The organism is Dyella sp., assembly GCF_035685885.1.
Lineage (GTDB): Bacteria > Pseudomonadota > Gammaproteobacteria > Xanthomonadales > Rhodanobacteraceae > Dyella.
The window spans coordinates 50,626-73,631 of sequence record NZ_DASRZX010000106.1; the positions used below are offsets into that span (position 1 = coordinate 50,626).

Here is a 23,006-nt window from a genome sequence, read left to right on the forward strand (position 1 = left end):
ATGCGGCTGCGCATACTGGTCCTCACCAATTTGTTTCCCACGCCATGGGATCCGCTGCGTGGCGCCTTCAACCGCCAGCAGTTCGAGCGGCTGGCCCAACACCACGATGTCGACGTGCTCACCGCAGTGGACTTCCGCGAACGCATGGCAGGCATCAAGGGCGAAGCGACGGCGAAAGGCCTGCGCTGCGACTACTTCACCTTCGTCTATCCGCCGCGCATCGGGCGTTCACTGCACGCTGCCTGCTGGGCGCTGTCGCTGTGGCTGCAGCGCGGACACCGCGTGCGTGCGGAAGGCTATGACTGCGTGCTGGCGAGCTGGGCCTATCCGGATGCGACGGCGGCCGGCTGGCTGGCTCGACGCCTTGGTATCCCCTACGTGGTGAAGGTGCATGGCAGCGATCTGAACGTGCAGGCCGAGCATGCGCTGCGGCGCCTGCAGATACGCTCGGCCATGCGCGGGGCAGCGGCGATCGTAACGGTCAGCCAGGCGCTGGCCGCGAAAGCCGTGGCGCTAGGTGCACCGCGCCAGTTGGTGCACGTGCTGTACAACGGCGTGGATCCGGCCCTGTTTTCGCCGGGCTCGCGCAGCCAGGCACGCGCGCAGCTGTCTCTGCCACAGGATGGGCCATTGCTGCTCTACGTGGGAAACCTCAAGGCGAGCAAGGGCTGCATGGACCTGCTTGAAGCCTTCCCGGCCCTTCTCGCGGCGCAGCCCGCCGCATGCCTGGTCTACGTAGGCGCTGGGGCATGCAGGGATAGCTTGCTCGAACGCGCCGCCCAACTCGGCGTTGCCCAGCGCGTGCACCAGGTGGGCGCGATCGCGCACGACACCCTCGGCGACTGGTTCCGCGCGGCCGACCTGCTGTGCCTGCCCAGCCACAACGAAGGCGTGCCCAATGTGGTGCTGGAGGCCATGTCATGTGGCACGCCGGTAGTGGCCACCCGGGTGGGCGGCATTCCCGAGGTGCTGCCCGAGTGCGCCGGCAGGCTGGTGGCGCCGCAGGACGGCGACGCGCTCTCCGCAGCGTTGATCGAAGCCAGTGGCCACCCATGGGACCGCGAGGCCATCGCTCGACAAGCCGGCACGTTCCGCTGGGACGACAACGTCAGTCGCCTGGCCGACATCCTGCGCGATGCCGCCGCCAGTGCACCTGTGGCGGCAAGGGCCACGACATGAACATGCGTCCGCGCAAACAACAGCTGCTGCGCTGGCTACCGGATCGACTGGTACGGACACGCGCCAGCGCTCATGCCGGCGCGCGCTACCTTACCTTCGACGACGGCCCCGACCCCGAGCACACTCCTCGCCTGCTCGACCTGCTGGCCAAGCACCGCGTGCACGCAAGTTTCTTTCTGGTCGGCCTGCGCGCCGAGCAGCATCCTTCGCTGGTCCAGCGGATGGTCGACGAGGGCCATGCGATCGGCAACCATTCCTGGAACCACTGGTCGTTCAACTCGCTTTCGCTGCAACAGCAGATGGACGAATTTTGCCGCACTGACCAGTTGCTGTGCCAGTACGACAGCGAACCGCAGCACTTGCTGCGCCCACCGCAGGGCTATCTCGACGCACGCCTGCTGCTGCATTGCGCCCGCCACGGTCGCAGCATCGTCTATTGGTCCTACGACAGCATGGACTATCAGAAACCTGCCACCGACGCGCTGGTGGCCGGACTGCGTGCCAAGCCACCGCAACCGGGAGACATCGTGCTCGCGCATGACGACAGCGACATCGCCATCGACGCACTGGGCGTGCTGCTGCCCGAGTGGCTGGCGCAGGGCCATCACTTCCGCGCCTTGCCAAGGAAGGAACCATGAGGATTCTCTATCACCACCGCACGCAAGGACGGCATGTCGAAGGCGTGCATATCCGAGGCATCGTGCATGCCCTGCGCGACCTGGGCCACGAGGTCAGCGTGCTGTCCTTTCCGGGCGCCGACCCGGAACACGAATTCAGTCCCTCCGCCGCAACCGGCCGCGGACGATTGGCCGGACTGGTCGCGCGCATGCCGGGCGTGTTGTTCGAACTGCTGGAACTGGCCTACAACCTGGTCACCCTGGTGCGCGTCAGCCGGTCCATCCGTCGCCAGCGGCCGCAGGTGATCTACGAGCGCTACTCGTTGTTCCTGTTCGTGACGGTGTGGCTGGCGCGTCGCCATCGCATCCCGATCATGCTGGAGATCAACGACTCCGCGCTGGTGCACCGGGTGCGCCCGCTGAAGCTGAAGGCGCTGGCGCGCCGGCTCGAAAGATGGTGCCTGAGTCACTGCACCGGGCTGGTGTTCATTTCCAGCTATTTCCGCGCGCAAGCCGAGTCGGCCTATGGCGACATCGCGCCTTCGGTGATCTCGCCCAATGCCGCCGACCTGCATCGCTTCGATCCGGGCCGCTTCGATCGCGAGCGCCTGCGTGCTGAGCGTGATCTGGGCAACCAGGTGGTGTGCGGCCACATTGGCGTGTTCGCGCGCTGGCACGGCGTGGACGGCTTCGTCGAGGCCATTGCCGAGCGGATGCACGAGCGACCGGAGCTTGTGCTGGTACTGGTTGGCGACGGCCGCACCCTGCCGGCGGTGCGTGCGCTGGTCGACGAACGAGGACTATCCCAACGCGTGATCCTGCCGGGCCGCGTGCCGCACGACGACATCGCGGCGTGGATCGCCTGCATGGATTACGCCGTGCTACCCGATTCCAACCTCTACGGCTCGCCCATGAAGCTGTTCGAACTGATGGCGATGGGCGTGGCGGTGGTGGCGCCCGACTACGCGCCGGTGGCCGAAGTCATCGACGACGGCCACACCGGCTGGCTGTTCCCGCGCGGAGAGCTTGACGCCTGCGTGCAGCGCGTACTCGACCTCGCTGACCGGTCCGACGAACGCCACCGTATCGGCAGCGCCGCGCGCGACTACGTGGTACGCGAACGGCAATGGCGCAACAACGCAGAGCAATTGCTGTCGCTGCTGCCCTCTTCGGAGGTCGCATGATGGTCGCCGCCCTGACGGTTGTAGCCGTGCTGGCAGTGGCGGCCACCCTGCTGTGGCGCGCCATCCATGCGCGGCACATGCACCTGTGGCTGGGCAGCTACCTGCGCCGGCGCGTGCCACGTCGGGAGGATGGCCCGGTGCACGTGATGTTCTGCTTCGTGGATCATTTCGAACCCGCGTGGGGGCGCGTCTCGCTGGAAACCCAGCGCGCCCGCGTCGACCGCTGGTGCAGCGAGTACCGACAGCTGGCCGCGGCGCATCGTGATGCGGATGGTCGGCCGCCACAGCACAGCTTCTTCTATCCGGAGGAGGAATACCTCGAGGAGCATCTGGACAAGCTGGCGGCGCTGTGTGCGGATGGATACGGCGAAATCGAAATACACCTTCATCACGACAACGATACCGAAGCCAACTTCCGCGCCACCATCACTCGCTTCAACGAGCTTCTGCATGCGCGGCACGGCGCCTTGTCACGCGACCCGGCCAGCGGTCAGCTGCGCTTTGGCTTCATCCACGGCAACTGGTGCCTGGATAATTCGCGTGCCGACGGCCGCTGGTGCGGCCTCAACAACGAACTGGTGCTGTTGCGGGAGCTGGGTTGCTACGCCGACTTCACGCTGCCTTCGGCGCCAAGCGACACGCAGACGCGCACCGTCAACGAGATCTACTATGCCACCGACGACCCGCAGCGGCCCAAGTCACACGACGTCGGCGAGCGCGTTCGCGTCGGTGGCAGCGCGAGTGGCGACCTGATGATCGTTCAGGGTCCGCTGGGGCTGAACTGGCGCGACCGCCGTCGTGGCGTGCTGCCGCGCATCGAAAACGCCGATGTGCGCCGCTCCTGCCCTCCCACGCCCAGCCGCGTCGATGCCTGGATCCGTACCGCGGTGCACGTGGAAGGGCGGCCCGACTGGATCTTCGTAAAGATCCACACGCACGGCACGCAGGAGCGCGACATGGACACCCTGCTTGGCGAACCCATGCACGCCATGCACGAATACCTTGAGTCGCGTTACAACGACGGCAATCGGTACGTGCTGCACTACGTGACATCGCGCGAGCTCTACAACATCGTCAAGGCGGCCGAAGCCGGCAAGACGGGCAACCCGGGCCAATGGCGCGACTTCATGCTGCCCCCACCGCCATTGGTCCGCACGGCCGCCAGGAGCGCGACATGCGCACCATGCTGATCTGCCACGAAGGCGACGACTTCGACCGCGTAGGCTTGGCGGCGTGGCTGGGTTCGTTCTCCGAGCTGGCGGGAGTGGTCGTGCTGGTGGAAACGCCAGCGCAGAAGCGCGCGCGCGTCCGCCGGGAAATCCGCCGCGTTGGCTGGCTGCGTTTCCTGGACGTGGTCGCCATGCGCCTGTACCAGCGCGTGGCACTGGCCGGACGCGACCGCGCCTGGACAGCCGCCGCACTGGTGCGCATGCGCGAACACTACGGCGTGCCGCCCACCGTGCCGCAACTGGTAGCCGCCGATGTGAACGATGCGGCGGTGGCCGTGTTCCTGCGCCAGGCTGCACCCGACATCGTGCTGGCCCGCTGCAAGCAACTGCTGAAGAAGCACTTGATCGCCATTCCGCGTGTCGGCTGCTTCGTGCTGCACCCGGGCATCTGCCCGGAATACCGCAACGCGCACGGCTGTTTTTGGGCGCTGTCCCAGCGTGACCTGGAACGCGTGGGCATGACGCTCCTGAAGGTCGATGCCGGCGTCGATACCGGCCCTGTCTATGGTTACTACAGCTATCCGTTCGACGAGCGCCACGAATCGCACGTGGTGATCCAGTATCGCGTGGTGCTGGAAAATCTCGATCGGCTGGCCCAGCGCTTCAGGGAAATCTTCGATCGCACGGCTTCGGTAGTGGACACCCGCGACCGCCGCAGCGGCACCTGGGGGCAGCCCTGGCTGAGCCGCTACCTGCGCTGGCAGCGGGCAGCGAAGGCCGCCGGCCCATGAGGCTTCCCGCGCTGATGTACCACGACGTGATTGAACCGGGTCGTGCGGACGACAGCGGTTTTGCCGGCGCTGCTGCCGCCCACTACAAGCTGACGGTGGCCGACTTCGACAGCCACCTCGCACGCCTGGCGGCCAGTCGCCTTCGTTTTCCGCCGGTCACGTCGCTGCTCGATGCCAGTCGAGCCGCATGCCTGCTCACCTTCGACGATGGCGGTGCCAGCGCATCGCGCGTCGGTGCACAACTGGCGGGCCAGGGCATGGTCGGGCATTTTTTCATCACCACGCAGCGCATCGGCACGCCCGGCTTTGTCAGCGTCGACGACGTCCTCGCGCTGCGCCGACTGGGTCAGGTGGTGGGCAGCCATTCGCATACCCATCCTGCCAACATCGCGAACCTGGGCGACGCAGCACTGGCAGCACAGTGGCGCGACAGCCGCGATCATCTGCAGCAGATCCTCAGCGAGCCAGTCATCGTCGCTTCGGTCCCCGGTGGCTTCTACACACGTCGCGTTGCACAAGCGGCCGCGGCCGCGGGCTACCGTTACCTGTTCACGTCCGAGCCGACAACCCGCACCCAGATGGTCGATGGTTGCCACGTGCTGGGGCGCTACGCGCTGTGGCACGACACGCCTGCCGACACCGCGCTGGCGCTGGCCACCGACGCGGGTGCGCAGCGCCTGCGCCAGTGGCTGACATGGAACCTCAAGAAGCCGCTCAAGCGCTGGACGCGTCCGATCTACCAGCGATTGCGTCGTCACTGGCTAGGCGAGACCTGACACGATTCGCCAGCCTCACGCGGAAACGCCGTGACACACGACGCGAAAATTCCCTATGCAGCGCTTGCCGCCTGCTCGCGGCGCATCCGGCCGTGCACCCAGCGATACAACCCACGCAGGGGCACGATCAGTCCGAAGCGGGCCAGCGGTGTCGCGCCGCGCACGAGGTAAAGCGACCCGCACGCAATCTGGCGATTGCCCAGCACGCGCTTGTACTGGTTGTCGCCATAGCCGAAATCGATGGTTTCGCCAGGGAAACGGGCGATCACGTCCTGCACCGCCTGAAACACCAGGGCCGAACCAGCACCGAGCGAGGCGAATGCTTCGTCGTAACCCGTATCGTCCAGCAGATAGCGTCCGCCCAGGCGATAGCCATGCACATAGGCCACCGGGCGCTCGCCCTGCATCAGCACGTGCGCGAGGAATCGGCCGTCCTGCGCCAGCTGGCGAAACAGCGCCAATCGTGCCGGCAAGGTCCAGTCGATCGGTTGCTCCGTCGCATGCCAGCTGCGCGCATACAGCTGCTTCATCAGCGCGGCGTATTCGTCAATGCTTTCCGGCGTTTCGAACACGCGTAACCGGGTTTGTTCGCCGAGCTTCTTGTAGACGTTGCGCACCCGGCGCGAGAGGTCATTGCGCTTCTTGGAACCCAGCGTCGCCAGGTAGTCGGCCAGCGAGGCCTGGGGCGTGATACTCCAGTTCACCTGGTCCAGCATGTTCACCTGCACCGCGCTGAAGCGTTGGGCACCGGTCGCCATGGTCGCAGCCAGCGCGTTGGGCAAAATGGTTTCCTGGATGCGCACGACGCGGGCCTGGCGGTCGTTCAACAGGGCGTCCGCCACCAGCCGCTCCACCAGACTGCGATGTTCGGGAACGGCCACCACGCGCTCGCCCAGCAGACGCAGCGCGTAACCGCGATAAACCTGCAGGTAGCGATTGCCGAAGTGGATGCGCGCGTGATGCACGCAGGTCAACATAGGCGCGTAGCCGATGAGCTTGCCCTGCCCATCGCGCACCACCACCAGATAGGGCGCCATGATGTCCCCGCGCCACGCGACCTCGAACAGCAGCCAGTCAGGATGCTGCACGATGCCCGAGGCGGCTGCGGGAAGGACCGCCAGTCGTGACAGCTCGTCACGAAGCTCCTTGACCGCTTCCACGCTGCGGACCGTGACATGCGAAGGCTGGACCGGTGGCGTCATCATGACAACGTATCCGCCCGCTGTCCTTGCAGGCTGTGGAGTCCGCGCAACAACAGGCGTCCCGGCGGTCCGAAGCGCTGGGCGATGGCCGCCAGCAGGCGGAAGTCGTCTTCACCCCAGTAGCGCACGAGCACGCTCGCCGGCACGAAAATACCGACGAAAACCAGTCCGCTCGGAATAAATCCCCACAGACTCGGCACCGTCGATGTCACCATCCACGCGGCCAGCGTCGCCACGATGCCCACGCCAAGCAATCGGGCCATCGCCGCCACCGGCAGGCCGCCGGTAGTCGCCTTGCGCAGGTAATACACCGCCAGCACCAGCTCCGACAGTCGCGTGATGGCATAGGACAGCACGGCGCCCAGCAACCCGTACGCGGGCACCAGCGCGATGCCGGCAGCGAGGTTGATGAAGAGCGACGCAATGGTGACGCGGATGCGATCGCCCTGCCGGTCCACCACCGTCTGGTAGGCGGCGATGCCGTTGCCGATCAGCAGCAGGCCAGCCAACACCAGCATGGCTTCGATGGCTGGAATGGCGGCCGTGTAGCGATGGCCATACATCAGTGTGACCAGGTCGGGCGTGGTGACCAGGCCAAGGCCAGCGATCACCAGCCCCACCGCCCAGTAGAAGCGCGAAGCCTCACCAAGGAAACGCACCGCGTGCTCGTGGCCGCGCTCGCCAAAGGTCTTGGCCATGTATGGCAGCAAGGTCGTGGTCAGTCCCACCGAAAACAGCTGCACCGCCCCCTTGGTCAGCGTCTGCGCGATGGCGAAGAAGCCGACCGCCGCCGAATTGGCGAAGCTGTTGAGCAGGAATACTTCGATCGCCCCAGCCTTGACCGACGCAACGATGATCAGCACCGCCGTCAGGCGCAGGTGGCGATTCAGTCGCAGGGTGAGCGCGGCCGGCACGGGACCGGGCGTGAATGGCTGGCAATAGCGCCGGTACGCCCAGCGGTTGATGAGGTTGAGCAGGAGACAGCACGCCGCGAAGATGCCGACGAAAGCGAGCAGTCCCGCTTTCGCCAGGGTGGCTGCAATGACCATCGCCACGCTGAGCACGCCCACCAGTACGGTGGCAATTGCCTCGGTCTCGAAGCGTTCCTGTCCCTTGGCGATGGCCACCCACATCGCGTAATTTGCCTTGCTCACCGTGGCGAGCACCACCAATGCCGCCGCGACCAGCTGCCCGTCGTGCCATTCCACCGGTCGCACCACCAGCAGCACCAGCAGGAACAAGCCGATCACGACCGCGCTGCTCGCGTGCTGCATGCGGTTGAGCCGCCAGGCGACATGCAAGGCTGTCGACCGCTCGCCCATGCCGTCCGCTTCGGCGATGAACTTGGTCGACGACGTCGTGAGCGCGTGGTTGCTGAAGAGAATCAGCAAGCCGCACAACCACACGGTAAAGGCATATCGGCCGAAGTCTGCCGGACCCAGCGCGCGGGCGATCCACACGCTGACGAACAGGCCCAGCGCGAACTCGATATAACTGGAGACCGAGACAATGGTGACGCTGCGCAACACGTCCAGCCGGCGATTCGTGGCGCCTGCGGCGCTCATGGTGCCCCCTGCTGGGCCACCTGCGCAGCGCCGGCGCCCGGCGGCTGGCGGATCAGCCACTGCACCACGCCGCTGCCACGGTTGTTCCAGTTGAAGCGGCGCTTGGTGTCGGAAGCCATCGCGCAGGATGTGCTGTACGACGAGGCCAGCTGCTCGAGGCGACGCTTGTACGCCGCGCTCTGCACCGGATCGCTTTCGAAGTAGTAGGCCGCCGCCACCGGCAGGCCCAGCTCCACGTTATGCCCGTCGCTGTACCAGCCGTCGGACTCCTGGATCTTCTCGACGGCCGCCACCGGCGCATGGGCGGACGACCAGTACCAGGCGATCACCCCGCCCGGACCGGAGCAGTCATTGCGCCAGTCGTGCGGGTGCACGAGAAGATCGGGGCTGATCCATCCGTACCGCTCCAGATAGCGACCGAAGTCCGTGATCATGCCCGGTATGCGCTTGTCGCCCGTGACCAGCCACGCATGCCAGAGGCCGTCGATGATGTTCTCGCTCATCCACGGCGAAGAGCCACGCACGTCCGTCTGCGGATTCCAGTCGTCGCCCTCGTGGATGTTCCAGCTGTTGCGCCAGGAACCGTCGTCGCCGAGATGGTCCGGATTGTTGCGCTGGTGCTCGTCGAGCCAGCCCAGACGGTTATTGATCATCGCCAGCACGCGCTTGCTGCCGGTCAGCTCATAGGCCGCGACCGTCTCGATCAGGCCCAGGCCCGCCAGTCGCTCGGTGAAATACTCATCCGGCCGACTGTACGGTCCGGGGCGGTTGTTCCAACCACCACTCGCCCACAGCGCGACCATGTTGTTGACCGTCGAGGCATCGTGGTCCCGGTCGTTGCCCGTGAGCGCCACCGATAGCAGGATCGGCTCGATGTAGACGTACTTCACGTCACAGACTTTGTCGTTGAAGGTCCAGCCGCCTGCGCAGGACGGGCTTTCCGGCACGCCGTCACGCTTGATGTATTTCATGTAGAAGCGGTAGCTGAGATCTGCCGCCTGCAGGTAGTCGAAGCGGCCGGTGCGCACATAGGCCTTGTAGAGCGTCGAGGGACGATCGAACAGCCACGCGGAAAAATCGTCCACCGGCAGGACCTTGGCCCATTCGAACTGTCGTGACACATATTTGGCATAGGCCTCGTTCGGCGTGGCCGGCTCCTGCGGTCCGGCGATCAGCGAAGCGCACAGCCAAGCGGGCGTGAGCGTGCCCAACACCATCGGCACATTCAGTCCCTGCGGGCCATCGACCAGTCCTGTCTCGTACGGCCAGCCGGCGATCTCCTCCTTACGTGGCTGGCCAAGGGCGAAATAGAAGGTTTCTTCATCGCCAGCCAGCGTCCCGCGAAATTGCACGCGCACAGCGCGGATGCTGTCGTCCTTGAAATGCCAGCGCAGCATCACCTGCACCGCAGCCGGCACTTCGTTGCCCTTGGCGTCGATGATGCGCAGCTGCTGCGGATCGGTCAGCCGACCCGGTGGAAACGGAATGCCGACCGACGCCAGCACCGGGGAGCCGGTCCCTCCATTGCGATGGAGCACGATGCGCTGATCGGGCACGATATCGCCATTGGCGGGCGCACCCTTCGTCAATGCAGCGGCCGGTGGAGCTGCTGCGCCCTTGGGCGTCGCCTTGTGCACGGCTGCCATGCCTGTCCCCGCGATGGCGAACAGCATCAACATCCACGCCAGCGCCCACCAGCTGCGCCGCGGCGATGCCGCGCTAGCCTGCATGTTCCACCTGCCTTGCCATCTTCTGCTCCCAACGGAAGGCGGTGCCGACGATGAAGTCCAGGTCGTCGTACTTCGGATGCCAGTCCAGCACGTCCTGCAGGCGCGCGCTGCGGGCGATCAACATGGCCAGGTCTCCCGCACGACGGGGGCGCTCGATCACATTCAGCGGCCGCCCGCTGACGCGCTTCACCGCATCGATGACCTCGCGCACGCTGTAGCCGTGGCCATAGCCGCAGTTGAGCGTAATGGAAGAACCACCTCGACGCAGATGGTCGAGCGCGCGCAGGTGCGCAGCGGCCAGGTCCTCCACGTGGATGTAGTCGCGGATTCCCGTTCCATCGGGCGTGTCGTAATCAGTACCGTAGATGCACAAGCTGTCGCATTTGCCCACCGCGTGCTCGCACGCGACCTTGATCAGCAGGGTCGCGTGCGGCGCCAAATGGCCGATACGGCCGGAGGGATCGCAACCGGCCACGTTGAAGTACCGCAGGATCACGTGCCGCATCGGCGTCGCCGTGCTCACGTCCCGCAGTATGTTCTCCGACATCAGCTTGGACATGCCGTACGGATTGATGGGCTGCGTAGTGGTGTCCTCGTCGGCGATGCCGGCATCCGTCATGCCGTACACCGCCGCGGTGGACGAGAAGATGAAATGGCACACGCCTGCTTCCGTGCAGCTGGCCAGCAGGTTGCAAGTGTTGCAGGTGTTATTGCCGTAATACTTGACCGGATCGCTCACCGATTCGGGCACCACCGTGTGCGCCGCGAAATGCATCACCGTATCCAGCCGATGATGGTCCAGCACGCGCCTGACCAGCTCGCGATCGCCGACGTCGCCCACCACCAGCTCGGCATCGTGCACGGCCTCCCGAAAACCGGTGGACAGGTTGTCGATCACCACCACGCGCTCGCCGCGCGCTACCAACTGCTGCACGACATGACTGCCGATGTAGCCGGCTCCGCCGGTGACGAGGACTCCATTCATGGCAAGGCACCTGCTTGGACGATGGGGAAGTGGCGGACGAGCCATTCGCCGATGTGGTCGATCAGGCGCTGGCGGTCGCCGGTAAGCACGTAGGTGTGGTCGGTCTCTTTCAAGTAGCGCGTGCTCACCGCTGGGTCATCCATTACATGGCCGAAGCACTCGCGGAATTGCCGGTGATGGTTGAAATGCATATGGATGCCGCCGCTGTAGATCAAGTTCAGCTTCAGTCCGCGTGCCACCATGCTGCGCAGGTCCCCCCTCACCACTTCCTGCGGCAACGGTGCCACCCCGAATACAGGCGCCTCGGCGCCGGCCTGTTCCTTCGCCTTGCGCGCCAACCAGCGTTTCCAGCACCGCGCGTCGAACACGCGCGGAAGGTAGTGCCGTACCCGGAAGCCGAGCGTGCGGTAGGCGAAGTTGTCCAGGAAGATCGCGCCAGCGAGCTTTTCATGGCTCCGTGGCTCACGCGCCACGTTGTGCGCCTTTTCGGCGCCCGAACAAAGACCCACCAGCACGAAACGCTTGCAGCCGGCGTGCTGCGCCAGCAGCGCCATGGCATCGTCCACGTCAGCGCTTACCTGCTGGTTGCGGCTTCGTGATTCACCGGCGGCACCGCTGTCGCCGATCGTGGACATGTCGAAGCGTAACGTGGGGTAGCCAAGCGCATTGAGCTGCCGGGTAAGGTCCACATGCAGGCGAAAAGGACCCACCCGGTGGACCAGGCCCGCGTTGAGCAGGATCACGCCCACCGTGCCCTCGCCGCGGTCCGGAAAACCGGCGATACCCACCAGGTGGCGCGCGCGCCCGAAGCGGAAGGCTTGCTCACGCATAGGCACGTTCCCGCCAATAGTCAGCCACGGCCTGCACCAGCGGCGGCGAGATGATGGCCGCCTCCAGCCGCGACAGCTCGTCCCATGGCGTGAGGTCCTCCAGCGATTGGATCCGCGTCTCTTCGCCAAACAGCTTTCGCCACTCAACGGGTCGCGGTGCAGACTCGAGCAACAACGATGGCGCGGTCTGCGGGGCAACACGCCATGCCTCCAGTTGCCCGCGCAGCGTCGGGCTCACGGCAAAGCCCAGCCACTGTCCCTCTGCATCGGCTCGTCCGCGCGCCCGGATGAAGCGCTGGGTGTCCAGACGCATCGCTTCCTGCATCGCGTCCTGTGCGGCCACATAGGTTGCACCTTCGACAACTGGATCCCAGGCAACTACGTCGTCGATACCTGCCGCTGGCGCCGCCGTCAGCGCGATGCTGGCGCCCAGCCGGGCGCCGAAGGCGAGCACACGCTCCGCTCCGCTGCGTGCACGCAGTTCGCGTACGGCGGTCACGGTATCGTCCAGGCAACGCCTCCAATCCACTTCAACGCTGCTGCCGGCCGAATCGCCGCTGCCGTAATAGTCGAAGCGCAGTACCGGCATGCCCTGCATCGCCAGCGTGCTGGCCAACTGGCGGTAGAGGCGATGGCAACGGATGTGGTCCTGCCCGAGCGGCGCGCACAACAGCACGGCCCTGGAGGCGGCGCCTGCCGCAGGATGGTAGATGCCGAACAGTTCGTCACCGTCCCCAAAGAAGAACGGAATCTCTTGATCAGCGCGACTCATCGCTTGTACACCAGGGTAAGGAAGTACTCGTTCTCGTGATAGGACTGGCCCACCGCGTCACTGTGCTGAATATGCCGCGCGTACGATCCACCCCAGCTCCAGTGCGGGGTGAACTCATGATTGAAGCCCAGGCCGAACCCATAGTTCTTATCGTGACGGTCGATGTTGTCGTAGGTAACACGCTCACCGGAGGCGAACCCGGTGATCGAGACCTTTTGCGTCACTTTGTAATCCAGCGTGAGCCCCAAGCCCTTGTTGACCTGGTCCAGCGTGGTCGTGTTGATGTAGTTGAGCTTGCTGTACGAAGGCACCACGGAGAAGTTCACGCGCTCGTCGCGATAACTGTAGGTGCCGGCGATCTGGGATTCCTTGTAGACGTCCGAGTCGATCACCACCTTGCCGACGCCAATGGTCCCGAGCGTCTGGTCGATGGTCTGCGGCAAGGGCTCCAGTGGCACCAGCTCGCCGCCCAGGGGCACGTTGGTCGGCCCGAGCATGTCCTGCGTCGCGTCAGCGTACTGGTAGACGCCGTTGACGGTGATGGTGCTGCGCGGGGTCAGACTCCAGCCCAGGATCAGGCGCACCAGCGGCGAGTCGTGGGAGCCGCCGTCGGTAAAGTCTATCCTTGACCAGCCCAGATCGGCGTCGACGCTGAGCTTGGTGAGACGACTGGTATAACGCAGGTACGCTGCGTAATTGTCGTAGTTGGAACCGGCAGCGCTGTTGTTGAAATCGACGTGCTGGTATTCGACATTGCCCGAAAGCTGGTCGGTGGCGCTCAGGTCGCGATACAGCCGCAGCGCCGCCTGTCCGCGCGACGAATTGAACTGGTCGACCTTCGATGCGTAGCTGTTGATGTAATGCAGCTCGGCATCGCCGCTCATGCCCTCACCCACCCTGAAATGCAGGACCGGGCCAAGGGCCAGCACATTGGTCTGCTGCTGGTTGTCCGGTGTATTGGCGGCCAGTGGGTTGACTGGCGCGACACCGGCGAAATCCTGCACGGTGAAATCCAGCCGCTGCGGAATCATGGCCCAGTTGACCATGCCGTTCAGATCGACCACCGACTGGTTATCGAAGGTATTGCCCGAATAAGCCCGGTATTCGACGTTGCCATTGACATTGGCCTGTACCGTCGAACCCTGCTCCGTATACGTAAACGTGGCGCCGGGAACCAGCACGTTGGTGCTGACCGGGTTGCTGGTGACCAGAGTAGCGTTGTCGCTGTGCTCACCGGTGAGGTAGATCGAGTAGACGAACTGCGACGCGTACACCTCTCCGGAGCATGCGGCTAATGCAAGCACGATCGAACGAGCGAGAATGGTGCGTACCGCCATGGTCCTTCCCCCAACTGGATTGGTCGTCGCAGGATTCGCCCCGGTCACAGGCGGCACGCCCCTCACGGCATGTGGTTGAACACCACCCCGGCCAGTTTCCCAGGGTCGAAATTGGTCACTGCCTGGCTGATCGCCGCCGGCGTATCGCGCCCATAGCCCACCACCACCACCACGAAGTCGGCCAGGTCCGACAGAATGCGGGCGTCCGGCGAACCCTTGATGGCGGGACCATCGAGGAACAGGTAGCGATCGGGATAGCGGCAGCGCAGCGAATCGAGCATTGTGCGCATGCGGTAGGAAGAAAAATATTCCCCGCTGTTCTCGCGTGCCTTGCCTGCCGGGATCAGCCGTACGCGCGGAATACCGGTGTTATAGAGCACCGGCTCGATGCCTAGCGAAGGCTGTTCGAGGAAGTCGATCAGGCCACCGCTCGCAGGCTCTACGCCCAACGCCCGGTGCTGGCTCGGGTAGCGCAGGTTGCAGTCGATCAGCAGGCTGGTCTTGGCCTCGTCGAACGCAAACGCCGCCGCCAGGTTGCGCGCGACGAAACTGCCGCCCGAGCGCGGGCTGACCGATACCACCAGCGTGACGAAATTCTGCTGTCCCGCGATGCCGAGCAGGCGCGTGCGGATTTCACGGAACGCATCCGACTGGCGCCGCACCGATTCCTCGCGATGGATCAGCCGGCGTTCTTCCAGCTGCAACGGCACCAGCTCGTGGCTGCCATCGTTCATCCGCGCGATGGAGTGGCCGGGCGTGCTGTGATGCTGCATGTTGCGGGCCGCCTCTTCCAGCACATTCTCGAAATTGTCTTCGACGCCGGAAGCATCCTCGTCTTTCATGTTCATTGCTTGAGCCTCAGCCAGAACGCGGCCAGATAGACCGCGGCGATGCCCGCCACCACGACCAGCAGGAACAGGTTGTGGCGGCGATCGCGACGCCGGTCTGCGGGCGTGGGATAAAACGGAATCGCTGCCAACACCACGAACCCTGTAGCCTGCTCCACGCGCTCGACGGAACGTACGCGCGGATCAAGCTTCACCAGCGCCAGCAACAGTCCGATCGGCACCGCCAGCGCCAGCGCGATGCCTGCCAGGCTGAAGTGCATGAAGCGCAGACCTGACGGCATCAGCGGCATCACCGCGGGGTTCTGCACCAGGAAGGTCAGGCCTCGCTGCTCGGCATCCAGGTTCATGGAAACGCGCGCGTTTTCGCGGCGCTTCAACAAGTCCTGGTAGACGTCACGGTTCACGTTGTAGTCGCGGGTCAGCTCTGCAGTCACGTTTTCGGAATTGGCGATACGCGCGCTGCGCTGCAGCTCCGTCTGCAGCATCGATTCGCTCGCGCCCAGCCGTGCCGACGCCGCGGCACTGGAGGCACGGGCGTTTGCCAGCTGAGTCTTGATCTGCTGGTAAGCCGGATTGAATTGCACGCGGCTGTCCAGCGTGGTCGGCGTGCCTGACAGTTGAGAGGCTGCCTTGCGCTGGTCCTCCTGGGCCATTTGCTGGCGCAGATCCTGCATTTGGTGGCGTATCCGGACCACGTCCGGATATTCCTCGGTGTAGGTGAGCAGCAGCTTGTCCAACTGTGCCTGCAGGTCAGCCATCTGCGTGTCGTAGATGCCGCCAACGGTCTGCACCGTACTCACTTCCGACTCGCCGGTCAGTTGCGAGGCCAGCGACCCCTCCTGCGAGCGCCGCTCCATCAGGTCCATGCGCGCCTGTTCGATCTGGCCACGCAACTGGCTGATGCGAGCATTCGTGTCCGCTTCGCTGCCAGGGCGCGCATCGTCGTTGGTATCGCGGTAGGACTTGAGCTTGTCTTCGGCGTCGGTCAGTTTCTTGCGGTACGCCTCGACCTGGCTGTTGATGAACTCATAGGCTTCGCGGCTCTCTCGCTGCTTGGAGGCCAGACTCTCGCTGATGAACAGCTGCGCGAACTGGCGCGTCACCTCGTAAGTACGCTTGGCATCAGTATCGAAATAACTGATGGTGATCAGGTTGTCGCGTTCTGTCTGCACTCGGGTGCGCGACTTGATGCCCTCAATGACGCGGTCCTGCTCGACCGGATTGGGATGCGAGGCCGCCCAGCCACCAGCCACCAGGATCTGGTCCATCACCTTGCGGCTGAAAATCACGTCACGCGCGATGCTTGCGCGGTTCTTGTTCGCGGTGGCCTGCGCTGCGCCTTCCATCAGCGGCGAGATGATGCTGCTTTCCTGGGCGAGGATGGTGGTGGAGGCTTCGAACTTCTTGGGCCAAAGCACCCCGGTCACCAGCGCAGCCAGGGCAATGAAGGCAAACACGATGCCGATGCCCAGGCGCCGGCGGCGAGCCTCGCTCACCAGGGCCGGCAACATGCTTGCAAGTGGCGTGAGTTCCCCGGTCATACTTCCCCCTCAGTCCCTCGCTCCAGAAACATCCAGGTCTCAGAAAGCGCGCAGCGGCACGGTGACCACGTCACCCGGCTGGACGGGATAGTTGGTCGTCAGGTCTCCGTTCTGCAGCACCTTGTCCAGCCGCACGGCATATGGCGTGGTCACGCCGTCGCCGGTCTTGCGATACAGCTCGGTGCGATCCGGTGCTGCAAATTCCGTGGTGCCACCGGCCGCCAGCACGGCATCCAGCACCGTCATGCCCTGGCGATAGGGGATGGACACTGGCGAACGAACGGCCCCGGTGACGCGCACGCGCGACAGGTATTCGTGGCTGCGCAACTCGGTGAGGATCACAGCGACCTGTGGATCACGCACGTAGGACTGCAGCTTGTCCTTGATCTCCGCCGCCACTTCTTCTGGCGTCTTGCCGCCGGCCGTCACATCGCCGATCAGCGGCACCGTGATCTTGCCGTCCGGACGCACCGGCACGCTGACGCTCAGATCAGGGTTGTGCCACACGGTGATCTGCAACTGATCGTCCACGCCGATGCGATACGTGGTGACAGCCTGCGCGGCAGGATCGACCTTCGGCGCTTCGGTTGAACCGCGGCCCGTGGCACAAGCGGCGAGCAACAGGCAGGTGCACAAGATGAGTAACTGTCGAAAGCGTTCCATGGTCCGGCCCCTGAATTAAAAACGTGATGGACGTCACGATCGAGTATATCCAAGCGAAAAACGAACTTGACAAAACCATTCGTTCTATGACTTGACGCACATGGATTCGCAAAGAAAACGCGTCGCGCTTTCGACGCCTCGCAGACAGCCCGGCAGGCAATGTCGACAGGCCAAGTCGCACGGCCAGATTTGGCGAAACGACCGCCGACCAGGGCCTCGACAGGTTTAGACCGTTTGGCTGATGGCCGGAAAGAGAGGGTCATGAAGTACCAGGCGACCCCGTCGCCCCACTGTTTCATCACCGTTACAACTCGCGGAAAAACATCATGCAAGAGGCACCTGCCATCACCCCGTTCGACGCCGAACCGCTCAGGGAAAAGACCGTGCTGATTACGGGCGGCGCCCAGGGCATCGGCCGTGGCATTGCGCAGGCGGTTTTGGGCGCCGGAGGAAACGTCTGTATCGGCGACCGGGATGCCGAGGCAGGCCGCGCATGCATTGAAGAGTGGGACGTAGGCAAGCGAGCACACTTTTTCGTGCTCGACGTGGCGCGAGAGGCCAGCGTCATTCGCTGGATCGCTTCAGCAAAGAAGCACTTCGGTCGCATCGATGGTCTGGTCAACAATGCCGGCATCGCCCAACCACACGCTGCACCCATCGCAGAACTCACGCTGGCCGATTGGAACCGTTACATCGCCACCAACCTCACCGGTGCATTCCTCTGCTGCAAACACGCGATGACGGACTTGCAGAAACGTCGCGGTGGCATCGTCAACATCGCTTCCACTCGCGCGCTGCAATCGGAACCGGATACCGAAGCCTATGCGGCCAGCAAGGGCGGCCTCGTGGCGCTCACGCACGCGCTAGCCGTCAGCGCAGGTCCTCACGTTCGCACCAACGCCATCCTTCCCGGCTGGATTGCCACGGATGCGTGGCGCCGTCCCGATCAGCGCGCGATGCCAAAACTCTCGCGCCGCGACCATGCGCAACACCCGGCAGGACGCGTCGGCGCGCCGGAGGACATCGGCGCCCTGGCCGTCTATCTGCTGTCACCGCAATCGGGCTTCGTCACCGGCCAATGCTTCGTCGTCGACGGCGGCATGACCATCAAGATGCAGTACAAGTGAACCTTGGCATCCTTCATGATAAGAGCAACGATGAAGCGCGCGTTCTTCGCACTGCTGTGCACGGCGGTGCTCGCAGGCTGCAGCCATTACAAGATTTCAGACGACCCTTCCAACGTGCTTCCGAAATGGAACGCCGATGTGCCAGATCCCGCACTGCGTCTTGAGACACAAGGCAACGCCAACGTCATGCGTTCCGGCACGGGCCTGTGGGTGATCTACGACCCCGACAAGCGAAGCTGGATGGTGATGGCGCCCGCCCCCTTGGCCAGGGCCGCATGCACGGAACTGCTGAGCGCCGTCGCCGGCGTAGCCAAGGCAAAGGCCCCCCGCCTGATCGACCAGCTATCCGAGTCCAATCACTGGATCGTGAAAGACGGCAATCTGGAACTGTCCTATCAATCGGCCGGCGGCCTGATTTGCACGGTTGCGGACACGTCGAGGCATTGATCGCACGCAAGGTCATTCGCTGTGCGCCGCCACCTCGGTGGGCGGGGTTGCACGATGCAATCACTTTCCTGGGATACGTTGGCTACTTCGTCATCCAGCCAGTGCAAGGCCTGCACCGCCCCTGGGCTTCCATGGGAGCCACACACGTCAAGCTACTTCTTCGCGTAAATCGCAAGCAAAGAAAAAGGCGCTTAGATTGCTCTAAGCGCCTGATTCAATTGGTGGGCCGTGAAAGATTCGAACTTTCGACCAATTGATTAAGAGTCAACTGCTCTACCAACTGAGCTAACGGCCCATAAAACTGTTTGTACTTACGCGTTCAACTGGGGTGGAAGATGGGACTCGAACCCACGACCCTCGGAATCACAATCCGATGCTCTAACCAGCTGAGCTACATCCACCGCAAATCTTGAATTGGCGCGCCCGACAGGAATCGAACCTGCAACCGTCGGCTTAGAAGGCCGATGCTCTATCCGGTTGAGCTACAGGCGCATCGCACTACGTGCTGAACACCTGCTGGTCGGGGCAGAGGGATTCGAACCCACGACTTCCAGCTCCCAAAGCTGGCGCTCTACCAGGCTGAGCTATACCCCGATTTCGAACCCTCAACCGCCGAGGCGGGCTGAAGCTTTGAAATGCTACGGGTGACGCTTAGCCTAGTCAATCCGTATCAAAGCACACCGAACTTCAACTCTTGTTCGGTCCGCTTGGCGATCCACTGCTTTGCGGCGCAAATCATGATGCGAACATCACAACTTGCTTTTAAATGGCGCGCCCGGAGAGATTCGAACTCCCGACCACCAAGTTCGTAGCCTGGTACTCTATCCAACTGAGCTACGGGCGCGTTTTTAAACTTTAGCTTGTCGCTTAACCATCGTACTGGAAAGCGCCGAAGCCAGAAGCGGAATTATTCAGGTTCAAGGTTAGCGCGTCAATACTTTTTTTCATATTTTTTTCATCGCCCTTGAAGAATCTTCATCTTCGGCGGTGAAAGCACGTCACCTGAGCAGGCTAGTTTAGCGAGCCTTTTCACATTCGGCCATACCTGCCGGTGAATTATTTTCCATGCAGCTCCTCTTATGGAACTGCGCGCGCAACCTCGCCATCTGATCATCACCACGCGCTGCTCAGCGCGCAGGAAGCATGCGCTCATCAGCGAACGGGATGAACAGGCAAGAGAAAGGCGGCCACATGAGCCGCCTTTCTTCTTATAACTCGACTCGCTTAGCGATCGGCCATGCGGCTTTGCGTCGCCGGATCGCCCACCTTGGCGCCTGCGTCACCACGCGGCGGCGGAGGCGGCGGCGTGGAGCTGGTCGTGGAGTTCTTCGACCAATCCGCCGGCGGGCCAGGCACGCGACCATTCATGATGTCGTCGATCTGGTGTGCATCGATCGTCTCGTACTGCAGAAGTGCATCGGCCATCACGTGCAGCTTGTCGATATTTTCGGTCAACAGCTGCTTGGTGCGTGCATATGCACGCTCGAGAATGTCGCGCACTTCCTCGTCGATCTTGCGTGCGGTCTCGTTGGAGACGTTCTTGTGCTGCGTCACCGCGCGACCAAGGAACACTTCGTCCTCTTCCTCGCCATAGGTCACGGGACCGAGCTTTTCTGACAGACCCCATTTGGTGGCCATGTTGCGGGCCATCTTGGTGGCGCGCTCGATGTCATTGGAGGCACCGGTGGTGACTTTGTCCTCGCCGAAGATCAACGCTTCGGCCACGCGGCCGCCATACAGCGAGCACAGCTGCGACTGGATGGCCACGCGATTGATGCTGTACTTGTCGCCTTCGGGCAGATACATGGTCACGCCCAGCGCGCGACCGCGCGGGATGATCGTCACCTTGTAGACCGGATCGTGTTCGGGCACGAGGCGACCCACGATGGCGTGACCGGCCTCGTGATAGGCCGTCAACTTCTTCTCGTCCTCGCTCATGGCCATCGAGCGGCGCTCGGTGCCCATCAGGATCTTGTCGCGAGCCTTGTCGAGGTGGCTCATGCGCACGTCGCGGGCGTTCTCACGTGCGGCGAACAGCGCGGCCTCATTGACCAGGTTGGCGAGATCCGCACCGGAGAACCCAGGCGTGCCACGCGCAATAGTCATCGGGTCGACGTCCGGCGCGGTCGGCACGCGGCGCATGTGTACCTTGAGGATCTGCTCGCGGCCCTTTACGTCCGGCAGGCCCACCGTCACCTGGCGATCGAAGCGACCCGGGCGCAGCAGCGCAGGATCGAGCACGTCCGGACGATTGGTCGCGGCGATGACGATGACGCCCTCGGTGCCTTCGAAGCCGTCCATCTCGACCAGCAACTGGTTGAGGGTCTGCTCGCGTTCGTCGTGACCGCCGCCCAGGCCGGCGCCACGATGGCGGCCGACGGCGTCGATTTCGTCGATGAAGATGATGCACGGTGCGTGCTTCTTGGCCTGCTCGAACATGTCGCGCACGCGGCTGGCGCCGACGCCCACGAACATCTCGACGAAGTCGGAGCCGGAGATGGAGAAGAACGGCACCTTCGCCTCGCCCGCAATGGCCTTGGCCAGCAGGGTCTTGCCGGTACCCGGCGGGCCCACCATCAGCACGCCGCGGGGAATCTTGCCACCTAGCTTCTGGAACTTGCCCGGATCGCGCAGGAACTCGACCAGCTCGCCCACTTCTTCCTTGGCTTCGTCGCAGCCGGCGACGTCGCTGAAGTTGACCTTGATCTGGTCCTCGCCCTGCAGCTTGGCGCGCGAACGGCCGAAGCTCATGGCGCCCCGGCCACCCGCACCGGCCTGCATCTGGCGCATGAACCAGATGAACACGCCCACGATCAGGATGATCGGCAGCCAATTGAGCAACAGGCCCAGCAGCGAGAAGCCGTTGTTGGACGGCTCCTGGCGCACTTCAACGCCCTTGTCCTGCATCTGCTTGACCACCGTATTGGTGGACCAGCCCAGGAACGGCGCGACGGTGCGGAACGCGCTGCCATCCTTCAGCTTGCCGCTGATGGTGGCCGGCTGGTCGGCGCTAAGCGTGGCCGAAGCCACGTTGCCGTTGTCCACGCTCTGCACAAAGCTGCTGTAAGGCAGATCCGAGGAGGACGCGCCATGCGGATTGAAGCTCTGGAACACCGTCAGCAGTACGACTGCGATGATCAGCCAGAGCAGCAGGTTTTTCGCCATTTCATTCATGCACGGTTCTCGCCCGATTGCCCGCCATGGACCTTTCGTCCCATGGCTAATGCATACACTTCCCTCGAACGCGCGCGGGAAGCCTTAGGTTTACGCATCGTTACGCGGCTGAAGTCTGCGCGCAAGCTGCGTATGTATTCGTCAAAGCCTGTCCCCTGGAACAACTTGATCAGGAACGAGCCGCCTGGTTTGAGCCATTGCCGGCTGAAATCCAGCGCCAGGTCGGCCAGGTCCATCGCCCGGATCTGATCGGCCAAGGCCACGCCACTCATATTGGGGGCCATATCAGAGAGCACAAGATCGACCTGCTGGCCCTGCAGGCGACCTTCCAACTCGCGCAGGACCGTTTCCTCGCGAAAATCGCCCTGCAGGAAATCCACGCCGCCGATGCCCTGCATGGGCAGGATGTCCATGGCGATCACCGTCCCGGTGTCGCCCAAGCGCTGGCGCACCAGCTGCGACCACCCGCCCGGCGCGGCGCCCAGGTCCACCACCCGCATGCCGGGCTTGAGCAGCCGATCCTTGTCGATCAGCTCCTCCAGCTTGTAGACGGCACGCGAACGCAGGCCCTCGGCCTGGGCCTTTTTCACATAAACATCATCGAAGTGCTCCCGCAGCCAGCGGGAACTGCTTTTGCTGCGAGACATGGTCGGCAACGGCCACAGATACGGGGAAGAGAGCTGCATGATACCCTTTGCGGTCCTATCGCAGTGAATCCGAGACTGAACGCATGGCACTTTCTCCCTCGCAGCGCCGTTACCTGCGCAGCCTTGCCCACGATCTCCATCCCGTCATCCTGCTTGGCGCCAAGGGTGCGACCGACGCCGTGGTCAAGGAGCTGGACCTGGCCTTGTCCCACCATGAACTGGTGAAGGTGAAGCTTTCGGGCGGCGACAAGGACGAGCGCCAGCAACAGATCGACTTCCTCGCGGAAGGCACGAAGTCGGAAAGCGTCCAGCAGATCGGCCACATCGTGGTGCTGTTCCGCCGCAACGAGGACGAGCCCAAGCTCGCCCTGCCCCGCTGATGGATCTTTCGCTCGATCGTCCCGGCAGTTACCTGTTCGTGC

The 23,006-nt window shown here is 63.7% G+C and carries 21 protein-coding genes and 5 tRNA genes; 9 read left to right on the forward strand and 17 right to left on the reverse strand.

Annotation, left to right across the window (positions count from 1 at the left end; translation table 11 throughout):
- From VFG49_RS12745 to VFG49_RS12770, 6 genes are read left to right on the forward strand one after another with little or no spacing between them, the layout of a single operon-like run.
- Positions 1–1,179 (forward strand): glycosyltransferase family 4 protein, encoded by a 1,179-nt coding sequence (locus VFG49_RS12745; RefSeq protein ID WP_324861049.1) that lies wholly within the window; start codon positions 1–3, stop codon positions 1,177–1,179.
- The gene (locus tag VFG49_RS12750) at positions 1,176–1,817 is read left to right on the forward strand and encodes a polysaccharide deacetylase family protein (protein ID WP_324861051.1); all 642 of its coding nucleotides are present in this window, start codon (positions 1,176–1,178) and stop codon (positions 1,815–1,817) included. The genes VFG49_RS12745 and VFG49_RS12750 overlap by 4 nt, the downstream gene beginning before the upstream one ends.
- On the forward strand, positions 1,814–2,980 hold the full coding sequence (locus VFG49_RS12755; protein ID WP_324861053.1) for a glycosyltransferase family 4 protein: 1,167 nt from the start codon (positions 1,814–1,816) through the stop codon (positions 2,978–2,980). The genes VFG49_RS12750 and VFG49_RS12755 overlap by 4 nt, the downstream gene beginning before the upstream one ends.
- The gene (locus VFG49_RS12760; protein WP_324861054.1) at positions 2,977–4,170 is read left to right on the forward strand and encodes a hypothetical protein; all 1,194 of its coding nucleotides are present in this window, start codon (positions 2,977–2,979) and stop codon (positions 4,168–4,170) included. The genes VFG49_RS12755 and VFG49_RS12760 overlap by 4 nt, the downstream gene beginning before the upstream one ends.
- A complete protein-coding gene (locus VFG49_RS12765) occupies positions 4,155–4,940 on the forward strand; it encodes a formyltransferase family protein (protein ID WP_324861056.1) in 786 nt (261 codons plus the stop codon). The genes VFG49_RS12760 and VFG49_RS12765 overlap by 16 nt, the downstream gene beginning before the upstream one ends.
- Positions 4,937–5,716 carry a polysaccharide deacetylase family protein gene (locus VFG49_RS12770; protein WP_324861058.1) on the forward strand — a complete coding sequence of 260 codons (780 nt, stop codon included), beginning with the start codon at positions 4,937–4,939 and terminating at the stop codon, positions 5,714–5,716. The genes VFG49_RS12765 and VFG49_RS12770 overlap by 4 nt, the downstream gene beginning before the upstream one ends.
- A gap of 53 nt (positions 5,717–5,769) precedes the next feature.
- Here the strand turns inward: VFG49_RS12770 and VFG49_RS12775 are convergent, their stop codons facing one another.
- From VFG49_RS12775 to VFG49_RS12820, 10 genes are all read right to left on the reverse strand, one after another.
- A complete protein-coding gene (locus VFG49_RS12775) occupies positions 5,770–6,921 on the reverse strand; it encodes a GNAT family N-acetyltransferase (RefSeq protein WP_324861060.1) in 1,152 nt (383 codons plus the stop codon).
- Complete coding sequence (locus VFG49_RS12780; RefSeq protein ID WP_324861062.1) at positions 6,918–8,483, reverse strand: oligosaccharide flippase family protein; 1,566 nt, start codon at positions 8,481–8,483, stop codon at positions 6,918–6,920. The genes VFG49_RS12775 and VFG49_RS12780 overlap by 4 nt, the downstream gene beginning before the upstream one ends.
- On the reverse strand, positions 8,480–10,213 hold the full coding sequence (locus VFG49_RS12785) for a hypothetical protein (RefSeq protein WP_324861064.1): 1,734 nt from the start codon (positions 10,211–10,213) through the stop codon (positions 8,480–8,482). Before VFG49_RS12785 ends, VFG49_RS12780 begins: the two co-directional genes overlap by 4 nt.
- The gene (gene galE, locus VFG49_RS12790; protein ID WP_324861066.1) at positions 10,203–11,198 is read right to left on the reverse strand and encodes a UDP-glucose 4-epimerase GalE; all 996 of its coding nucleotides are present in this window, start codon (positions 11,196–11,198) and stop codon (positions 10,203–10,205) included. Before galE ends, VFG49_RS12785 begins: the two co-directional genes overlap by 11 nt.
- Complete coding sequence (locus VFG49_RS12795) at positions 11,195–12,028, reverse strand: alpha/beta hydrolase (protein ID WP_324861068.1); 834 nt, start codon at positions 12,026–12,028, stop codon at positions 11,195–11,197. The genes galE and VFG49_RS12795 overlap by 4 nt, the downstream gene beginning before the upstream one ends.
- Complete coding sequence (locus tag VFG49_RS12800) at positions 12,021–12,800, reverse strand: serine aminopeptidase domain-containing protein (RefSeq protein WP_324861070.1); 780 nt, start codon at positions 12,798–12,800, stop codon at positions 12,021–12,023. Before VFG49_RS12800 ends, VFG49_RS12795 begins: the two co-directional genes overlap by 8 nt.
- On the reverse strand, positions 12,797–14,137 hold the full coding sequence (locus tag VFG49_RS12805; RefSeq protein ID WP_324861072.1) for an outer membrane beta-barrel protein: 1,341 nt from the start codon (positions 14,135–14,137) through the stop codon (positions 12,797–12,799). Before VFG49_RS12805 ends, VFG49_RS12800 begins: the two co-directional genes overlap by 4 nt.
- 62 nt (positions 14,138–14,199) lie before the next feature.
- Positions 14,200–14,979: a polysaccharide biosynthesis protein gene (locus tag VFG49_RS12810; protein WP_324861074.1), complete on the reverse strand. Its 780-nt coding sequence runs from the start codon at positions 14,977–14,979 to the stop codon at positions 14,200–14,202.
- Positions 14,980–14,981: 2 nt separating this feature from the next.
- The gene (locus tag VFG49_RS12815) at positions 14,982–16,526 is read right to left on the reverse strand and encodes an XrtA system polysaccharide chain length determinant (RefSeq protein WP_324861076.1); all 1,545 of its coding nucleotides are present in this window, start codon (positions 16,524–16,526) and stop codon (positions 14,982–14,984) included.
- Positions 16,527–16,565: 39 nt separating this feature from the next.
- On the reverse strand, positions 16,566–17,189 hold the full coding sequence (locus VFG49_RS12820) for an XrtA/PEP-CTERM system exopolysaccharide export protein (protein ID WP_324861077.1): 624 nt from the start codon (positions 17,187–17,189) through the stop codon (positions 16,566–16,568).
- 326 nt (positions 17,190–17,515) lie between these two features.
- Here VFG49_RS12820 and VFG49_RS12825 point away from each other — a divergent pair, with 326 nt between their 5' ends.
- Together VFG49_RS12825 and VFG49_RS12830 are read left to right on the forward strand one after the other, a co-directional pair.
- A complete protein-coding gene (locus VFG49_RS12825; RefSeq protein WP_324861079.1) occupies positions 17,516–18,316 on the forward strand; it encodes an SDR family oxidoreductase in 801 nt (266 codons plus the stop codon).
- Positions 18,317–18,346: 30 nt separating this feature from the next.
- Positions 18,347–18,763: a hypothetical protein gene (locus VFG49_RS12830; protein WP_324861081.1), complete on the forward strand. Its 417-nt coding sequence runs from the start codon at positions 18,347–18,349 to the stop codon at positions 18,761–18,763.
- A 219-nt stretch (positions 18,764–18,982) separates the two neighbouring features.
- Here the strand turns inward: VFG49_RS12830 and VFG49_RS12835 are convergent.
- The 7 genes from VFG49_RS12835 to rlmE all read right to left on the reverse strand — a co-directional run bounded on the left by VFG49_RS12835 (position 18,983) and on the right by rlmE (position 22,584).
- Positions 18,983–19,058 (reverse strand) — tRNA-Lys (locus tag VFG49_RS12835).
- A 29-nt stretch (positions 19,059–19,087) separates the two neighbouring features.
- Positions 19,088–19,164: transfer RNA gene (locus tag VFG49_RS12840), tRNA-His, on the reverse strand.
- A 14-nt stretch (positions 19,165–19,178) separates the two neighbouring features.
- Positions 19,179–19,255 (reverse strand) — tRNA-Arg (locus VFG49_RS12845).
- 25 nt (positions 19,256–19,280) lie between these two features.
- Positions 19,281–19,357: transfer RNA gene (locus tag VFG49_RS12850), tRNA-Pro, on the reverse strand.
- Between the two features lie 173 nt (positions 19,358–19,530).
- A tRNA-Arg gene (locus VFG49_RS12855) sits at positions 19,531–19,607 on the reverse strand.
- Between the two features lie 380 nt (positions 19,608–19,987).
- Complete coding sequence (gene ftsH / locus VFG49_RS12860) at positions 19,988–21,937, reverse strand: ATP-dependent zinc metalloprotease FtsH (protein ID WP_324861083.1); 1,950 nt, start codon at positions 21,935–21,937, stop codon at positions 19,988–19,990.
- A complete protein-coding gene (rlmE, locus tag VFG49_RS12865; RefSeq protein ID WP_324861089.1) occupies positions 21,934–22,584 on the reverse strand; it encodes a 23S rRNA (uridine(2552)-2'-O)-methyltransferase RlmE in 651 nt (216 codons plus the stop codon). Before rlmE ends, ftsH begins: the two co-directional genes overlap by 4 nt.
- Before the next feature lie 83 nt (positions 22,585–22,667).
- Between rlmE and yhbY the strand changes: the two genes are divergently transcribed.
- On the forward strand, positions 22,668–22,964 hold the full coding sequence (gene yhbY / locus VFG49_RS12870; protein ID WP_324861085.1) for a ribosome assembly RNA-binding protein YhbY: 297 nt from the start codon (positions 22,668–22,670) through the stop codon (positions 22,962–22,964).
- Positions 22,965–23,006: the final 42 nt, after the last annotated feature.

What these genes read in the sequence shown, in the direction of transcription:
- VFG49_RS12745 (WP_324861049.1), top strand. Translation starts at nt 1, where the DNA reads ATGCGGCTGCGCATACTGGTCCTCACCAATTTGTTTCCCACGCCATGG.
- VFG49_RS12750 (WP_324861051.1), top strand. Translation starts at nt 1,176, where the DNA reads ATGAACATGCGTCCGCGCAAACAACAGCTGCTGCGCTGGCTACCGGAT.
- VFG49_RS12755 (WP_324861053.1), top strand. Translation starts at nt 1,814, where the DNA reads ATGAGGATTCTCTATCACCACCGCACGCAAGGACGGCATGTCGAAGGC.
- VFG49_RS12760 (WP_324861054.1), top strand. Translation starts at nt 2,977, where the DNA reads ATGATGGTCGCCGCCCTGACGGTTGTAGCCGTGCTGGCAGTGGCGGCC.
- VFG49_RS12765 (WP_324861056.1), top strand. Translation starts at nt 4,155, where the DNA reads ATGCGCACCATGCTGATCTGCCACGAAGGCGACGACTTCGACCGCGTA.
- VFG49_RS12770 (WP_324861058.1), top strand. Translation starts at nt 4,937, where the DNA reads ATGAGGCTTCCCGCGCTGATGTACCACGACGTGATTGAACCGGGTCGT.
- VFG49_RS12775 (WP_324861060.1), bottom strand. Translation starts at nt 6,921, where the DNA reads ATGATGACGCCACCGGTCCAGCCTTCGCATGTCACGGTCCGCAGCGTG.
- VFG49_RS12780 (WP_324861062.1), bottom strand. Translation starts at nt 8,483, where the DNA reads ATGAGCGCCGCAGGCGCCACGAATCGCCGGCTGGACGTGTTGCGCAGC.
- VFG49_RS12785 (WP_324861064.1), bottom strand. Translation starts at nt 10,213, where the DNA reads ATGCAGGCTAGCGCGGCATCGCCGCGGCGCAGCTGGTGGGCGCTGGCG.
- galE (WP_324861066.1), bottom strand. Translation starts at nt 11,198, where the DNA reads ATGAATGGAGTCCTCGTCACCGGCGGAGCCGGCTACATCGGCAGTCAT.
- VFG49_RS12795 (WP_324861068.1), bottom strand. Translation starts at nt 12,028, where the DNA reads ATGCGTGAGCAAGCCTTCCGCTTCGGGCGCGCGCGCCACCTGGTGGGT.
- VFG49_RS12800 (WP_324861070.1), bottom strand. Translation starts at nt 12,800, where the DNA reads ATGAGTCGCGCTGATCAAGAGATTCCGTTCTTCTTTGGGGACGGTGAC.
- VFG49_RS12805 (WP_324861072.1), bottom strand. Translation starts at nt 14,137, where the DNA reads ATGGCGGTACGCACCATTCTCGCTCGTTCGATCGTGCTTGCATTAGCC.
- VFG49_RS12810 (WP_324861074.1), bottom strand. Translation starts at nt 14,979, where the DNA reads ATGAAAGACGAGGATGCTTCCGGCGTCGAAGACAATTTCGAGAATGTG.
- VFG49_RS12815 (WP_324861076.1), bottom strand. Translation starts at nt 16,526, where the DNA reads ATGACCGGGGAACTCACGCCACTTGCAAGCATGTTGCCGGCCCTGGTG.
- VFG49_RS12820 (WP_324861077.1), bottom strand. Translation starts at nt 17,189, where the DNA reads ATGGAACGCTTTCGACAGTTACTCATCTTGTGCACCTGCCTGTTGCTC.
- VFG49_RS12825 (WP_324861079.1), top strand. Translation starts at nt 17,516, where the DNA reads ATGCAAGAGGCACCTGCCATCACCCCGTTCGACGCCGAACCGCTCAGG.
- VFG49_RS12830 (WP_324861081.1), top strand. Translation starts at nt 18,347, where the DNA reads ATGAAGCGCGCGTTCTTCGCACTGCTGTGCACGGCGGTGCTCGCAGGC.
- ftsH (WP_324861083.1), bottom strand. Translation starts at nt 21,937, where the DNA reads ATGAATGAAATGGCGAAAAACCTGCTGCTCTGGCTGATCATCGCAGTC.
- rlmE (WP_324861089.1), bottom strand. Translation starts at nt 22,584, where the DNA reads ATGTCTCGCAGCAAAAGCAGTTCCCGCTGGCTGCGGGAGCACTTCGAT.
- yhbY (WP_324861085.1), top strand. Translation starts at nt 22,668, where the DNA reads ATGGCACTTTCTCCCTCGCAGCGCCGTTACCTGCGCAGCCTTGCCCAC.